At 67.8% G+C, this 14,357-nt stretch carries 10 protein-coding genes; 5 read left to right on the forward strand and 5 right to left on the reverse strand.

All coding sequences use genetic code 11. From position 1 onward, the window contains the following. Positions 1–11 precede the first annotated feature (11 nt). The 3 genes from bioB (at position 12) to KDW55_RS07765 (ending at position 2,042) form a co-directional block, all read left to right on the forward strand. The gene (bioB, locus tag KDW55_RS07755; RefSeq protein WP_040142258.1) at positions 12–1,031 is read left to right on the forward strand and encodes a biotin synthase BioB; all 1,020 of its coding nucleotides are present in this window, start codon (positions 12–14) and stop codon (positions 1,029–1,031) included. A 160-nt stretch (positions 1,032–1,191) separates the two neighbouring features. Continuing rightward, positions 1,192–1,593, forward strand: coding sequence for a hypothetical protein (locus tag KDW55_RS07760; protein WP_059544646.1), 402 nt, complete (start codon positions 1,192–1,194; stop codon positions 1,591–1,593). A 32-nt stretch (positions 1,594–1,625) separates the two neighbouring features. Continuing rightward, positions 1,626–2,042 carry a hypothetical protein gene (locus tag KDW55_RS07765; RefSeq protein WP_349252593.1) on the forward strand — a complete coding sequence of 139 codons (417 nt, stop codon included), beginning with the start codon at positions 1,626–1,628 and terminating at the stop codon, positions 2,040–2,042. A gap of 14 nt (positions 2,043–2,056) precedes the next feature. Here KDW55_RS07765 and KDW55_RS07770 read toward each other — a convergent pair whose 3' ends face one another. Continuing rightward, complete coding sequence (locus KDW55_RS07770) at positions 2,057–2,782, reverse strand: copper homeostasis protein CutC (RefSeq protein WP_040142262.1); 726 nt, start codon at positions 2,780–2,782, stop codon at positions 2,057–2,059. 76 nt (positions 2,783–2,858) lie between these two features. Continuing rightward, the gene (locus KDW55_RS07775) at positions 2,859–4,145 is read right to left on the reverse strand and encodes an EAL domain-containing protein (RefSeq protein WP_040144809.1); all 1,287 of its coding nucleotides are present in this window, start codon (positions 4,143–4,145) and stop codon (positions 2,859–2,861) included. A 289-nt stretch (positions 4,146–4,434) separates the two neighbouring features. Between KDW55_RS07775 and KDW55_RS07780 the strand changes: the two genes are divergently transcribed. Continuing rightward, positions 4,435–6,102: a Na+/H+ antiporter gene (locus tag KDW55_RS07780; RefSeq protein WP_040144810.1), complete on the forward strand. Its 1,668-nt coding sequence runs from the start codon at positions 4,435–4,437 to the stop codon at positions 6,100–6,102. A 175-nt stretch (positions 6,103–6,277) separates the two neighbouring features. Here the strand turns inward: KDW55_RS07780 and KDW55_RS07785 are convergent, their stop codons facing one another. Next, positions 6,278–9,853 carry an indolepyruvate ferredoxin oxidoreductase family protein gene (locus KDW55_RS07785; protein ID WP_069241812.1) on the reverse strand — a complete coding sequence of 1,192 codons (3,576 nt, stop codon included), beginning with the start codon at positions 9,851–9,853 and terminating at the stop codon, positions 6,278–6,280. A gap of 2,004 nt (positions 9,854–11,857) precedes the next feature. Further along, positions 11,858–12,415 carry a sugar O-acetyltransferase gene (locus KDW55_RS07790; protein WP_212160816.1) on the reverse strand — a complete coding sequence of 186 codons (558 nt, stop codon included), beginning with the start codon at positions 12,413–12,415 and terminating at the stop codon, positions 11,858–11,860. A 249-nt stretch (positions 12,416–12,664) separates the two neighbouring features. Here KDW55_RS07790 and KDW55_RS07795 point away from each other — a divergent pair, with 249 nt between their 5' ends. Beyond that, entirely contained in the window at positions 12,665–13,279 is a 615-nt protein-coding gene (locus KDW55_RS07795; RefSeq protein WP_212160815.1) for a glutathione S-transferase, read from the forward strand. 74 nt (positions 13,280–13,353) lie between these two features. Here KDW55_RS07795 and KDW55_RS07800 read toward each other — a convergent pair whose 3' ends face one another. Then, a complete protein-coding gene (locus KDW55_RS07800; RefSeq protein ID WP_040142271.1) occupies positions 13,354–14,325 on the reverse strand; it encodes an ion channel in 972 nt (323 codons plus the stop codon). Positions 14,326–14,357: the final 32 nt, after the last annotated feature.

Consider the following 14,357-nt stretch of genomic DNA (forward strand, 5'->3'; position numbering starts at 1 on the left):
GGAAAACCACCATGACCCAAGCCCAGACCGCCGCCGTGCAACCCGACGCGATCCCCGTGGCCGCTCCGGCGCCGCAGCGCTGGCGCGTCGCCGACGTCGTCGCGCTGTTCGAGCTGCCGTTCAACGACCTGATGTTCCGCGCGCAGCAGGTGCATCGCGAGCACTTCGACGCGAACGCGGTGCAGCTGTCGACGCTGCTGTCGATCAAGACCGGCGGCTGCGAGGAAGATTGCGGCTACTGCTCGCAATCGGCACACCACGACACGGGCCTGAAGGCCGAAAAGCTGATGGACGTCGACGCGGTGCTCGACGCCGCGCGCGCGGCAAAGGCGAACGGCGCGAGCCGCTTCTGCATGGGCGCCGCATGGCGCAACCCGAAGGAGCGTCACATGCCCGCGCTGACCGAGATGGTGCGCGGGGTGAAGGAGCTGGGCCTCGAGACCTGCATGACGCTCGGCATGCTGGAAGACGAGCAGGCGCAGCAGCTCGCCGACGCAGGCCTCGACTACTACAACCACAACCTCGACACGTCGCCGGAGTTCTACGGCCAGGTGATCTCGACGCGCACGTACCAGGATCGCCTCGACACGCTCGATCGCGTGCGCGATGCGGGTATCAACGTGTGCTGCGGCGGCATCATCGGGATGGGTGAATCGCGCCGGGAGCGCGCGGGCCTGATCTCGCAGCTCGCGAACCTGAACCCGTATCCGGAATCGGTGCCGATCAACAACCTGGTCGCGATCGAAGGCACGCCGCTCGAAGGCACCGCGCCGCTCGATCCGTTCGAGTTCGTGCGCACGATCGCGGTCGCGCGCATCACGATGCCGAAGGCGGTCGTGCGCCTGTCGGCCGGCCGCGAGCAGCTCGACGACGCGATGCAGGCGCTGTGCTTCCTCGCCGGCGCGAACTCGATGTTCTACGGCGACCAGCTGCTGACGACGAGCAATCCGCAGACGCAGCGCGACCGCGCGCTGTTCGAGCGGCTCGGGATTCGCGCGAGCCAGGCCGATGCGCTGGCGGAAAACGCGTAAGCGACTACAACGCGTTTGGCTTGCAGACGAAAAAGCCGGGGCATGCCCCGGCTTTTTCATTCTTTGCAAAGGAATGTGACGGATCGCGTGCCTACGCATCTCGTCCCCACTAACATTGCGTGTCCTGCTGGAAACCAGCCACTTGATCGGGGAAAGAACGATGACGAAGACCGCACTCACGCTGCTCGGCCTGATTGCCACGACCGCGCATGCGGCAGAACCGAAATGTTCGACGCAGACGCTGAACGGACACACCAGCGAACTCTGCGTGACCAGCGCGCCGTTCCAGCACGACTACTACGCGCTCAGGGTCGATCGCGCACTGATCTTCGTGCTGCCGGACGACTACATCGAAGATGTCGCATTGACACATACGATCCCGAAGGATGCGGCCATCGAATTCCCGCTCTCGCAGCAAGGCACGCCGACCGTGAAGATCTCGGGCGGCTGCGCGCCTGTCAGTGAAAGCCGGGACGGCAAATCGATCGAGGTCGGCCGGCGCTGCTCGTTCAAATGGGGAAATGTCGACATCCTGAAAGATCTCGCGATCCGCTACGAGTGACGACAGTGCGCAACGTGCTTCGGCAAGCCTCCGTGACCGGCATCATGCTCGGCACATGCGCAACGAGCCTTGCGTCCGATTGCACTGACTCGCCGTCCTACCGGAACGGTCGCAACGATCTGGCTCTCGTCAGGCAAGCTACTGCGGCACAGCTGGGCACCGCCGTCGAATTCATTCGAGAACGGGACGACGTCGACTTCGACACGGCGCTGAAGCAAGTCATGCAAATGGTTCCGTCGTCGGAGACGCAGCAGCATGACGCCCGGCTTGCCGCGCTCGGCGCGCGGATCCACCGCGCACGGACCGATTCGCCACAGGCGTGCGAAGCGCTGTTGACGCTGCAGCGCCAGTATTCGCATACGAGTCAGCAAAAGATCGACTTCATCGTCAAACGCGTGACCGGACAGAGCAGCGAGCCCTATCCGGCACCGTCATGCGCAGGCGCGTGACTCCGACGCACCCTTCACACGTGCGCCGCCGCGCCGTCGAGCGCCGCGCGCACGCGTTCGACGCGCTGTTCGTCGACGGGCGCCAGCACTTCGCCGCGCGGCCGCACGCCCGAGCCGAAATGCACGGCGCGCACGCCGGTCGCGCGCACGAAATCTCCGACCGCCTCGATCGTGAGCCCCGAGCCGGCGAGGACGGTGCACGTCGAACCGGCCGCGTGCCGCACGAGCCGCGTGATCGTCGCCGCCGCGTCGAGCACCGACGGATGGCCGCCCGACGTCAGCACCGACGTAACGGCCGGCACGCGTAGCAGCACATCGAACGCGGCATTGAGATCGCGCGACACGTCGAATGCGCGATGGAACGTCAGGTCGCGCCCGTCGGCGGCGGCCGCGACGCGCTCGAGCGCGGCGAGATCGACATCGCCGCGCGCATCGAGCGCGCCGAAGACAACACCGTTCGCGCCGGCCGCGACGGCCGCGCGCACGTCGCGCTCGATCACGCGCAGGTCGTCGGCGTCGTACACGAACGAGCGACTATGCGGGCGCACGATCACGTTGACCGGAATCGGCACGGCCGCGACGACCGCCTCGATCAGGCCGACGCTCGGCGTGAGGCCGCCCTCGGTGATTGCGGTCACGAGTTCGAGACGGTCGGCGCCCGCGCGGGCGGCGGCCTTCGCGTCGCCGACGGTCGTGGCGATCACTTCGAGCAGGACGGAGGAAGCAGCGGTTCGGGTCATCGGCGGCTCGCGAATCGTCTGGACAATTCGCGCATCCTAGCCGAGCGCCGGGAACCGCGCCAGCGCCGCGCCGCCGCTATGCGCCGCCCGCGTCCTCGTCAGCCCAGTCGATATCGCCGCACAGCACGTGCAGCGCGTCGCCGATGCGCACGGCGACCGACAGCGTCACGCACGGCTGCGCCTCGTTGATCGACAGGTACGGACGCGTCACCTGCACGCGTCCGGGCTCCGCGATCGCCGTGCGGAAATACGGCCGGCGCAGCCAGTTTGCGCCCTGCGCATCGGCGAGCGGCGAGAAGCGCGCCTCGGCGAGCGCGCGATCGGCGCGCAGCACGACGTTGCGGCCGGCCTGGCGGCCCCGCGCATCGAGCAGGAAACAGCGCGCCGCATCGTCGAGCGCGAGAAAGTTCCAGCACACCTCGTCGAGCGGCTCGCCCGCCGCCAGCCGCTCGGCCGCGCGCTCGAACGCGCGCAGGTACGGCGCGAGCCGCTGCGCGTCGCGCCGCTCGCGGACCTCCGTCTGCTCGCGATACCGCTCGGTCAGCTCGCCAATGCAGCCAGTGGCCGTCGCACTGTCGGGCAGGCCCGGCGCCGGCCGGCCGAAGTAATAGCCCTGCACGAAGTCGGCCTCGCACGACAGCGCGATCTGCGCGTCGTGCTCGGTCTCGATTCCTTCGACGAGCACGAGCTTGCCGGCCTCGTGCAGCAGCGTGACGAGCCCGTGCAGGATCGCGGTCAGCCCCGTGCGGTGCGCGGCGTGCGACAGCATGATCCGGTCGAGCTTCACGATGTCCGGGTTCAGCTGCCAGATGCGCTCGAGATTCGAGTGCCCGGCGCCGAAATCGTCGAGCGCGATCAGGAAACCCTGCGCGCGGAATTCGCGCACGGCGTCGGCCAGGCGTTCGACGTCCTCCGCGCGCTGTTCGAGCACTTCGAGCACGATGCGGCGCGGCGGCATCCCGAGCCGCTTCAGGTTCGCGAACAGCGCGGCGGCCTGGAACGGGTCGGTGAGCACGCCCGGATGCACGTTGAGGAACAGCCACTCGCGCTCCGCGCCGAGCAGCGTGAAGTTCTCGAGATGCAGCGCCTGAGCGAGCCGGTCGAGCTGCAGCAGCTCGCCCTGACGCGCGGCCTCGCCGAACACGTCGAGCGGCGACACCGCACGGTCGAGTGCGTCATGCGCGCGCAGCAGCGCCTCGTAGCCGACCGCGCGCTGGTGCGACAGGCTGAAGATCGGCTGGAACACGGTCGTGAGCGTCAGGTCGCGGTGCTGCGTGGCCAGGCGTTCGAGGCCGGAGCTCATCTCCCGCTCGAAACGGTACGGCGACGCGGCGGCCGGACGCTCTTGCTGCACGATCGTCATGGTGCCCTCCGGGCGATGCCGCGGATCGCGGCGGGTGAACGGGACGGCGTGCGCAATGTCATGGTGAATTCCTCGGTTGTCCGGCAGTGCCGGACGGTACGCAAGCATCAAGCAAGGTCCGTGCAAGCGCTGAACCCGGGCGCGCTGCGCGGGTTCGCCGCCGCCGCACCAGCGTGGCGCGGGCCGCATGCACCGTCTGCGTGCATGCGCACCGGCGCACTCGAGCGCAGCGGTGCGGCCGTCACGCTACACTCCGGACGATCGTTTCATTCTCTCCAATGCCGTATCGATGGAAATCGTTTTCACAGTCCTGATCCTGCTGCTCACCGTCGCGCTGTCGGGCGCGATCACGCGTGTGCTGCCGTTGCGGCTGCCGTTGCCGCTGATGCAGATCGCGTTCGGCGCGATGCTCGCGTGGCCGAAGCTCGATCTGCACGTCACGTTCGATCCCGAAATCTTCATGCTGCTGTTCATTCCGCCGCTGCTGTTCGCGGACGGCTGGCGGATTCCGAAACGCGAGCTGTACCTGCAGCGCCGCGCGATCCTGATGCTCGCGTTCGGGCTCGTGTTCATGACGGTACTCGCGGTCGGCTACTTCGCGCATTGGCTGATACCCGAGTTGCCGCTGCCGATCGCGTTCGCGCTCGCGGCCGTGCTGTCGCCGACCGACGCGGTCGCGCTGTCGGGCATCGCCGGCAAGGGGCGCATTCCGCCGCAGCTGATGCACATTCTCGAAGGCGAAGCGCTGATGAACGACGCGTCGGGCCTCGTCGCGCTGAAATTCGCGATCGCGGCCGCGCTCACCGGCGTGTTCTCGCTGCGCGACGCGTCGCTCACGTTCGTGATCGTCGCGGCCGGCGGACTCGCGACTGGCGCGCTCGTCGCGTGGCTGTTCAGCGCGCTGTCGACGCGCTTCCTGAACGCCGAGCAGGAAGGCGATCCGGCCCCAGGCATCGTGATGACGCTGCTCGTGCCCTTTGCCGCGTATCTGTTCGCCGAGCACCTCGGCCTGTCCGGCGTGCTCGCGGCCGTATCGGCCGGAATGATGATGAACTACACGAGCTTCTCGCGTAAAAGCACCGTCGCATCGCGCGTGCGCGCGGAAAGCACGTGGGCGATGATCGAGTTCGTGTTCAACGGCATGGTGTTCATCATGCTCGGGCTGCAGTTGCCGCACATCATCGGCCGCGCGCTCGTCGACGCGCATCATACGAGCGACGCGCTCGTCGGCCGGATGATCTTCAACGTGTGCGCGATGATGCTCGCGCTCTATGCGATCCGCTTCCTGTGGGTGTGGCTGCTGCGCTGGATCGCGAGCCGCCGCGCGGCGCGCCACGGCCTCGCGGGCACAATGGCCGGCGTGCGCACGATCGCGGTGATGACGGTCGGCGGCGTGCGCGGCGCGGTCACGCTCGCGGGCGTGCTGTCGATCCCGGTCGCGCTGTCCGACGGCACGCCGCTGCCCGGGCGCGACACCGCGATCTTCGTCGCGTCGGCGGTGATTCTCGGCTCGCTGATCGTCGCCGTGATCGGCCTGCCGCTGCTGCTGCGCGGCGTGCGCTCGACGCGCAACCCGCTCGCCGACGAGGAGCGCCGCGCGCGCGCGGCCGCCGCGCAGGCCGCGATTCGCGCGATCGATGCGTCGCACGACGCGATCTCGGCCGATCTCGACGAATCGGGCGCCGCGCGCTGCGCGGACATCTCCGCGCGCGTGATGGACCAGTATCGCCGCCGCCTCGCCGCGCTCGCCGACGACGGCCCGACGCCGCGTGCGCAAGCGAAACAGGCGGAAACGATGGAACTGCAGATGCGGATCGCGGCGGTGCGTGCGGAGCGTTCGGTGCTGTACCGGCTGCGCAGCGAAAGCAGGATTTCCGACGAGACGCTGACGAAGCTGATTCGGGAGATCGATTTGTCGGAGACGGCGCTGTCGACGCGCAAGAAAGGGATCGTCTAGCAGCATGTCGAAGCGGCCCCGCGCTGCGCGGCACGGCTCCACGAAGGGACACCGCGCCGGGGCGGGTCATCTCGGCGCGATGCCGAATGTCCTTGCCGGCTGCGTGACGGTTCCCGAATGACAAACGGCGACGCGCGAGCGTCGCCGTTTGCACATCCGCCCGCGCGCGTTGGCGTTACTTCGCGACGACGACCGGGATCCCCTTCAGCATGCCAGCGCCTTTCATGTCGTCGAGCGCGTGCTGCACGGCCGCGCTCGTCGCCGCGTCGATGCCGAGCTGCAGCGCGAGTTCGCGCTCCGCACGCTTCACGCCGGCGAGGTTGCGCACCTTCACGTGACCGAAGCCGCGCACGCGCGCATGGAGCTCGGCCAGCTGCGCGACCTGCGCCGCGTTCTCCGCGGTCATCGCGGCGAGCGCGCGCGTGAGCGTCGTCTCGTAGTCGTCCGCGAGTGCGCGCTCCATCCTGCGCTCGGCCGTGCGGCCGAACGGATCGAGCCACGTGCCGCGCAGGCTGCGCACCCGCGCGAGCGTGCCGAGCACCGGCCACATCCACTGGCCGAACACGCGCTTTTTCGGCGCGCTGCCGTCGCGGCCCGCCTTCGCGACCGTCGGCGGCGCCAGATTGAACTTCACGCGATAGTCCTGCCCCGGCACGCCGTCGAACTGCGCTTCGAGCGCAGCACGGAACGCGCCGTCGGCGTACAGCCGCGCGACCTCGTATTCGTCCTTCACCGCGAGCAGCCGGTAGAAGGTCGTCGCGACCGCGCGCGTCAGCGCATCGTCGCCCTTCGCGCGCGCGGCGCTCACCAGCGCGCGGTAGCGCTCGACGTAACGCGCGCCGCCATACGCGTCGAGACGCGCCTCGCGGTCGGCGATCAGCTCGGCGAGCGTCTCCGGCGCCGCATGCGCAGCGGTCGCCGTGTGACGCGCATTCCACAACGCATCGAGGCCCGCGGCGTCGCCCGCGGCCATGCGGCCGATCGAGAATGCGAGCTTGTTCATCGGCACCGCGACGTTGTTCAGCTCGATCGCGCGCATCATCGCGGCGAGCGACACCGGCACGAGGCCGAGCTGCCATGCGTAGCCGAGCATCAGGATGTTCGCGCCGATCGAGTCGCCGAGGAATTTCGCGGCGAGCGCCTGCGCGTCGCAGCTCGACAGATAGCCGTCGCCGGCCGCGTGGCGCATCTTCTCCAGCAGCGCGTCCGCGTGCAGGCTCGCGTCCGGATTCTGCACGAACGACGCGTTGGGGATCCGGTGCGTGTTGACGACGATGCGCGAACGCCCGTGGCGCACCGTCTGCAGCGCCTCCGCGCTCGCGCCGACCACCATGTCGCAGGCGAGCAGCACGTCGGCCTGCTGTGTGTCGATGCGTACCTGGTTCAGCCACCGGTCGCTCGACGCGATCCGCACGAACGACAGCACCGAGCCGCCCTTCTGCGCGAAGCCCATGAAGTCGAGCACCGATGCGCTCTTGCCTTCGAGGTGCGCGGCCATGCTGATCAGCGCGCCGACCGTGACGACGCCCGTGCCGCCGACGCCCGTCACGAGCATGTCGTACGGGGCCGCGTCCAGATGCGTCGCGGGCACCGTCAGCGCGTCGACGCGCGCGGCGAGCGCCGCTTCGTCGAACGCGACGCCGGCCGCCTTCTTCAGCGCCGCCCCTTCCACCGTCACAAAGCTCGGACAGAAGCCGTTCACGCACGAGTAATCCTTGTTGCACGACGACTGGTCGATGCGGCGCTTGCGGCCGAGCGGCGTCTCGAGCGGCTCGACCGACAGGCAGTTCGACTGCACGCCGCAGTCGCCGCAGCCTTCGCACACCGCGTCGTTGATGAACAGCCGCTTGTCCGGGTCGGGGAATTCGCCCTTCTTGCGCCGCCGCCGCTTCTCGGCCGCACAGGTCTGGTCGTAGATCAGCACGGTGACGCCCGGCGTCTCGCGCAGCTCGCGCTGCACCGCGTCGAGCTCGCTGCGGTGATGGAACGTCGTGCCGGCCGGGAACTGCCCGTGATGGCCGTCGTACTTCTCCGGTTCGTCAGACACGACGACGAAGCGCGACACGCCCTCCGCTTCGACCTGCCGCGCGATCTGCGGCACCGAGATGCTGCCGTCGACCGGCTGCCCGCCCGTCATCGCAACGGCGTCGTTGTAGAGGATCTTGTACGTGATGTTCGCCTTCGCGGCGACCGCCTGCCGGATCGCGAGAATGCCCGAGTGAAAGTAGGTGCCGTCGCCGAGGTTCTGGAACACGTGCTTCGTGTTCGTGAACATCGCGTGCGCGGCCCAGTCGACGCCTTCGCCGCCCATCTGGATCAGGCCGGTGGTGTCGCGCTCCATCCACGACGCCATGAAGTGGCAGCCGATGCCGGCCTGCGCGATCGAGCCTTCGGGCACCTTCGTCGACGTGTTGTGCGGACAGCCCGAGCAGAAATACGGCGTGCGCTTCACCGCGTCCGCTTCGTTCGACAGGATCTGCGGCGCGACGAGATCGACGACGCGTTCGCGGCGATCGAGCGCGGGCTTGTGGCGCGCGAGCCAGTCGGCGAACACCGGCAGGATCCGCGACGGACGCAGTTCGCCGAGCTCGGACAGCAGGCATGCGCCCGCCGCATCGTGCTTGCCGAGCACGCGCGGGCGCGCGCCGTCCGCGCGGTTGTACAGGTAGTCCTTGATCTGCTGCTCGATGACGGGACCTTTCTCCTCGATCACCAGCACTTCGGCGAGCCCGTCGACGAAGGTTTCGATGCGCGTCATTTCGAGCGGATACGACAGGCCGACCTTGTAGATCCGCACGCCGGCCGCGTCGAGGTCGTCGACCGTCAGGTCGAGGCGGCGCAGCGCTTCCATCAGGTCGAGGTGCGCCTTGCCGCAGGTAACGATGCCGACGTTCGCGCGCGCGCTCGGCGCGATCCACTTGTCGATGCTGTTGGTGCGCGCGAAATGGCGCACCGCGTCGAGCTTCGCGGCGAGGCGCGCCTCGATCGTCAGGCTCGGCAAGTCGGGCCAGCGATTGTGCAGCCCGCCCGCGGGCGGCGTGAAGCCCGGCGGCGCCGGCCATTGCGTTTGCAGCGCGTCGAGATCGACGGTCGAGCCGGACTCGACGGTCTCCGAGATCGCCTTGAAGCCGACCCATGCGCCCGAGAAGCGCGACAACGCCCAGCCGTAGAGGCCGAATTCGAGCATGTCGGCGATGTTCGACGGGTTCACGACCGGCATGTGCCACGCGATCATCGCGAAGTCGCTCTGGTGCGGCATCGACGACGACACGCAGCCGTGATCGTCGCCCGCCACCACGAGCACGCCGCCGTGCGGCGACGAACCGTACGCGTTGCCGTGCTTGAGCGCGTCGCCCGCGCGGTCGACGCCCGGGCCCTTGCCGTACCACATCGCGTACACGCCATCGACGGTGCGCTCCGGGTCGGCCTCGACGCGCTGCGTGCCGAGCACCGCGGTGCCGCCGAGTTCCTCGTTGATCGCAGGCAGGAAGCGCACGCCGCCGGCATCGAGCAGTTTCTTCGCCTTCCACAGCTGTTGATCGACCATCCCGAGCGGCGAGCCGCGATAGCCGCTGACGAAGCCGGCCGTGTTCAGGCCCTGCGCGGTGTCGGACGCGCGCTGCATCAGCAGCAGCCGGATCAGCGCCTGCGTGCCGGTCAGGAAGATTCGGCCGCGCGTAGCGGTCAGGTTGTCGGTCAGACGATAGTCGGACAGGGCGGGCGTGCCGTCGACTGGCAGGCGGGCGGTCATGGGGATGTCTCCTGATTGTGCTGTTCTGGGGCCGCGCGCTGCGGCGTCGGGCGACGCCGGCCGGTGCAGCCGGATGACTCTATTCTTTCGCGGCAACACGAGAAAGTTTTTTCTCATCTTGCTCGGGACGCCGCGTAGTGAGAAAAACCACGCAGGTTTTGCGGCGAAATTGAGAGAGTTTTCGCGGGAGGTCGCGGGAGCTGTTCGGGGTATTCCGGGATGAGCGGGCACGTTGCTTCGAAACGGCCGCGATGCGCCGGACGCAGATCGAGAGCGCGGCGGCGGGCGCCCGCGGCCCGCGCGACAAGGGTTCGGTCGACGAAACGCGCCCGTCCTCACCGGTGAAATGCACAGCGTTCCGATTGGTCGAGGGTGCCGGATGTCCACAATGCCGCGGCTGCGGGCAGCTGGCGAGCATGCTCACCATTCGATCGCACAGCGTTTCGAGTCGCGTCCGGCGCCGGATGTCCACACCTCGCCCGGTCCGCTGTCCGGGCGGATGCAGTCGCTCACCGTCGAAATCCACAGTGTGACGAGTCGATGTCGGCGAGAGATATCCACACCGCCCGACTCCTGCGCGCCGGCGCAGCCTTCGCCCTCACCGTCCGGATGCACAGGTTCGCGAGTCGATTCGGCGGCGGGATATCCACACTGCGGTGTGCGTCGTCGCTATCCCGGCGGCCGTCCGGCCGTCGCGACAATGCAAGCGCGCGTTCGGCGGCCGCATGCCGGGTGCGCCGACACGGGTGTGGATATCGCCGCCGGACACTCAAAACCCTGTGCTTTTCGATGGTGAACATCGGCATGCAATCGAACGAGAACACCGGTTTGGATGTGGATAGCCCGCCGCGCGACGACTCGAAACACTGTGAATCTCGATGGTGAGCGACAACCCCCGAGCAAACGAGCGCGCCGATCCGTGCGCACACAACAACTCCAAACACTGTGATTTTCTATGGTGAGCGACAATCCGGCGATCGAACGACGGCATCGATGAGGGTGTGGAAAGCATGACCAACAACCACTCGCAACGCTGTGAAATTCAACGGTGAGCGTCTGAACGGAATCGCGCCAAAGTGCCACGTTGGGCGTAATCGACAGCGCCCTCAAACGCGCAGAGGGCCGAGCATCCTGGTTCGCGCCGGCACGGCGGAGCAGCACGCCGGCGCCCTCACCGATGAAATCCACAGCGCGTCGACTGCTTTCGGTGACCGGATATCCACACCGCGGCCGGCGCTCGGGCGATACACGCGATCACGAGTGCGGTTAGAATGCGCGACCCTCGAAGCCGTGACGAACATCGCCAGCCGACGCGCAAACCAGCACCCGGTTCGACCGGGCGCCGACGCTCACCATTGAAATACACAGCGCTTCGAGTGATTGCCGCGGCAGGATATCCACACCGCGATCCGCGTACGAATCTAGCGCCGCTTTGCGCGCGCTGTTGGAATGCGCGGCGCACTCCGGATTTCGCGCCCCGCCCGGAAGTCCGCGCGGGGCAAGCGTCCCGCGCGCTTGATCGGCGGCGCTCACCGTTCAAGCGCACAGCGTTTTTCGTCGGCGGGGCGCGGTTATCCACACCCTGCACCGCGCGTCCGGCCGCAGGCGCGCTCTCACCGGTGAAATGCACAGCGTGTCAAGTGGTTGCGAGACCGGGATATCCACAACCGGCACGCACAAGGATGTCGCGCCGCCGCTATGGGCGCGCGAAGAGATCCGCACCTCTGCGCGCTCGCGCAAATCGGCTGGCGTTCGCACGACCGGAGCTGCAATACGTTCATCGAAGTCGATTCGATGATCCTGATTGCCCGCGGTCGACAACAGGAGCGCCACGTTCGCCGAAACGGGCGCCATGCTGCTCGATGCGGGCGGCGCAACACGCCCGGAAGCAGCGCGAAGTCAGCCTGATGCCGCGCGCTCACCATTCGATTTCACAGCGTTTCGAGTGAATGGCGCGCCGGGTTGTCCACATTCGCTGTCCGCACACGGCATCAGGCAAACCCGTCACTCCGCGATCGAGCGGATCACTCGCGCAGGATTTCCCGCGACCAGCGTATTCGGCGGAACGTCTTTCGTCACGACGGAACCGGCGGCAATCACCGCGTTCTCGCCGACCGTCACGCCGCCGATGATCGTCGCGCCCGCGCCGATCCACACGTTGTTTCCGATCGCGATCGGCCGCGCAACGACCGCATCACGCCGGCGGGACGGTTCGATCGGATGCCCGGACGTGATGAGGCTCACGTTCGGCCCGATCATCACGTCATCGCCGATATCGAGTCCGCCGAGGTCATAGAACGTGCAGTTCTGGTTGACGAACACGTTGCGGCCGACCCGCATATCGGCGCCGCCCGTCGCGTAGAACGGCGGAATCAGCAGGAAGCCGCCATCCATCGGCTTGCCGATCAGTTCGCCGAACAGCGCGCGGACTTCGTCCGCATCGTCGAACGTCAAACGGTTGAGTCTGGCAGTGATTGCCATCGCCCGCGCGAGCTCGGCGCGCATCGCGGCCGATTCGGGTGTTCGCCGCGGAACGACGGTGATGCGATCGTCGTGTGGCATTCGTTGCTCCTTTCCGTGCACGGCCCACCCACCGATAGTCATTAAATGACTAGTTAAATGAAGAACTACGACTGAACGGTGCTGCGGTCGAGATGCGCGGAATGCCCGCCGCCGCAACCGTCACATGACCAGCGATGTCTGTACGCATGCCACGCGGCACCGCTTCCCCATTTCCCCTGTCCGAACCGTTGCCGCGCGAGTACGCTTGAGCATCGACCGAACCGACACGCACTGACACGCGGAGGCGCGATGAAGCTCTACTACTGGCCCAAGACCCGGGCGTTCCGGGCGCTATGGATGCTCGAGGAAATCGGCGCCGTCTACGAACTCGTGCCGATCGACCTGCGCTCGCACGAACAGGGCAGCGACGCGTTCGTCCAGGTCAATCCGATGGCCAAGCTGCCCGCGCTCGACGACGGCGGCGAACCGTTTGCCGAATCGGGCGCCGTGCTGCTCTATCTCGCCGATCGCTGCGCGGGCGCGGGGCTCGGCATCGCGCCGGACGATCCGCTGCGCGGCCGCTTCCTGCAGTGGATGTTCTTCACGCCGACCTGCCTCGAGCCCGCGATGGCCGAGAAATTCACCGGCGCGTCGGGCAACCCGGTCGCGTTCGGCTGGGGCAACATCACGCGCGTGCAGTGCGCGCTCGCGCAGACGCTCGCCCGTGGCCGCTGGCTCGTCGGCGACCGCTTCACCGCGGCCGACCTGCTGCTCGCCAGCACGCTGAAGATCGCGTTCGACGCGCACCTGCTGCCGCACGACGGCGTGCTCGCGGACTACGTCGCGCGCGCCGAGGACCGCGACGGCTACCGGCGCGCGGTGGCGATCGAACAGCGCGAAGCCGCGCGGCTGCTGCACGCGTGACGCGCGAAACAACGGCACGCGGTGCGATCGCGGCGCGCGCACCGATGCCGCGACGTTCGCGCGCAGCGCCCGCGCTACGGCGCGGGCCTGGATCCGGGCGGCGCCGTAGCGTCGGCATCGACGATCACGCCCGGCGACCCGCGCTCGTCGCTATCGGCGTCCACCGGCACGACATCGTGAAAGTGCGTGTAATCGATGTGCGTGACGCCGTCCTCCTCATGCATCAGATCGACATAACGGTGCAGCCAGCGGATGTCCGCATGCTCCCATGAATAACGCGCCTGCATGACCTGCGACGTCGTTTCGTCGGAACCTTCGATCGTGATCAGCAGCGACGCATCGCGCGCGGCAAGCGATTCGGCCGTCTCGCCGAACAGCGGGCTCGATTCGTCGATCACATGCATCAGGTTCCAGCCGAGCAGGAAGATCGGATGCTCGCTGCGCACGAGCGGCAGGTCGTGAATCTTGCGCAGCGTATAGCCCTCGTGCGTGCCTTCGATCCGCATCAGCCGCAGTTTGGCCTGCGCTTCGGCGATCACGTTCTGGCGTGCATTCGCGGCGCGCACCATCAGCGTCATCCTGCCGTTCAGCGGCCGCACGATCGCATGGCGCGCGAACAGGATCTTCGCCTGCGGCCGGGAAAACCGCGCGAATACGAGCCCGGTCGCGAGCGCTATGCCGGACATCCCGATGAAGATCTCGAACGTCGCGACGAGGTGCGCGTAGATCGTCTGCGGATGCATGTCGCCGTAGCCGACGGTCGCGAGCGTCTCGACGCTGAAGAAGAACGCGCCGACGAACCCAGCCGGCGACTGGTTCGCGATCGGCGCATCACCGAGCAAATAGAGCATCGCGAAGCCGCTGTTGAGCAGCAGGAACAGCACCGCGAGAGACAGGAAAAACACCGGCCAGCTCACCGTCAGCGCGCGATGGTAGAGGTCGCGCCAACCGAGCGGCGGCATCCCGTATGCGATCACGTGGCGGGTGCCCGACCACAGCTTGCGGCCACGGCCGCGGGAGGCGGGGGAAGACGAATCGACGGTCATTGCGGGAGGCCCGGAGCACGGAGGCGATGAGC

The organism is Burkholderia sp. AU19243 (assembly GCF_018148075.1).
Taxonomy (GTDB): domain Bacteria; phylum Pseudomonadota; class Gammaproteobacteria; order Burkholderiales; family Burkholderiaceae; genus Burkholderia; species Burkholderia latens_A.

What these genes read in the sequence shown, in the direction of transcription:
- bioB (WP_040142258.1), top strand. Translation starts at nt 12, where the DNA reads ATGACCCAAGCCCAGACCGCCGCCGTGCAACCCGACGCGATCCCCGTG.
- KDW55_RS07760 (WP_059544646.1), top strand. Translation starts at nt 1,192, where the DNA reads ATGACGAAGACCGCACTCACGCTGCTCGGCCTGATTGCCACGACCGCG.
- KDW55_RS07770 (WP_040142262.1), bottom strand. Translation starts at nt 2,782, where the DNA reads ATGACCCGAACCGCTGCTTCCTCCGTCCTGCTCGAAGTGATCGCCACG.
- KDW55_RS07775 (WP_040144809.1), bottom strand. Translation starts at nt 4,145, where the DNA reads ATGACGATCGTGCAGCAAGAGCGTCCGGCCGCCGCGTCGCCGTACCGT.
- KDW55_RS07780 (WP_040144810.1), top strand. Translation starts at nt 4,435, where the DNA reads ATGGAAATCGTTTTCACAGTCCTGATCCTGCTGCTCACCGTCGCGCTG.
- KDW55_RS07785 (WP_069241812.1), bottom strand. Translation starts at nt 9,853, where the DNA reads ATGACCGCCCGCCTGCCAGTCGACGGCACGCCCGCCCTGTCCGACTAT.
- KDW55_RS07790 (WP_212160816.1), bottom strand. Translation starts at nt 12,415, where the DNA reads ATGCCACACGACGATCGCATCACCGTCGTTCCGCGGCGAACACCCGAA.
- KDW55_RS07795 (WP_212160815.1), top strand. Translation starts at nt 12,665, where the DNA reads ATGAAGCTCTACTACTGGCCCAAGACCCGGGCGTTCCGGGCGCTATGG.
- KDW55_RS07800 (WP_040142271.1), bottom strand. Translation starts at nt 14,325, where the DNA reads ATGACCGTCGATTCGTCTTCCCCCGCCTCCCGCGGCCGTGGCCGCAAG.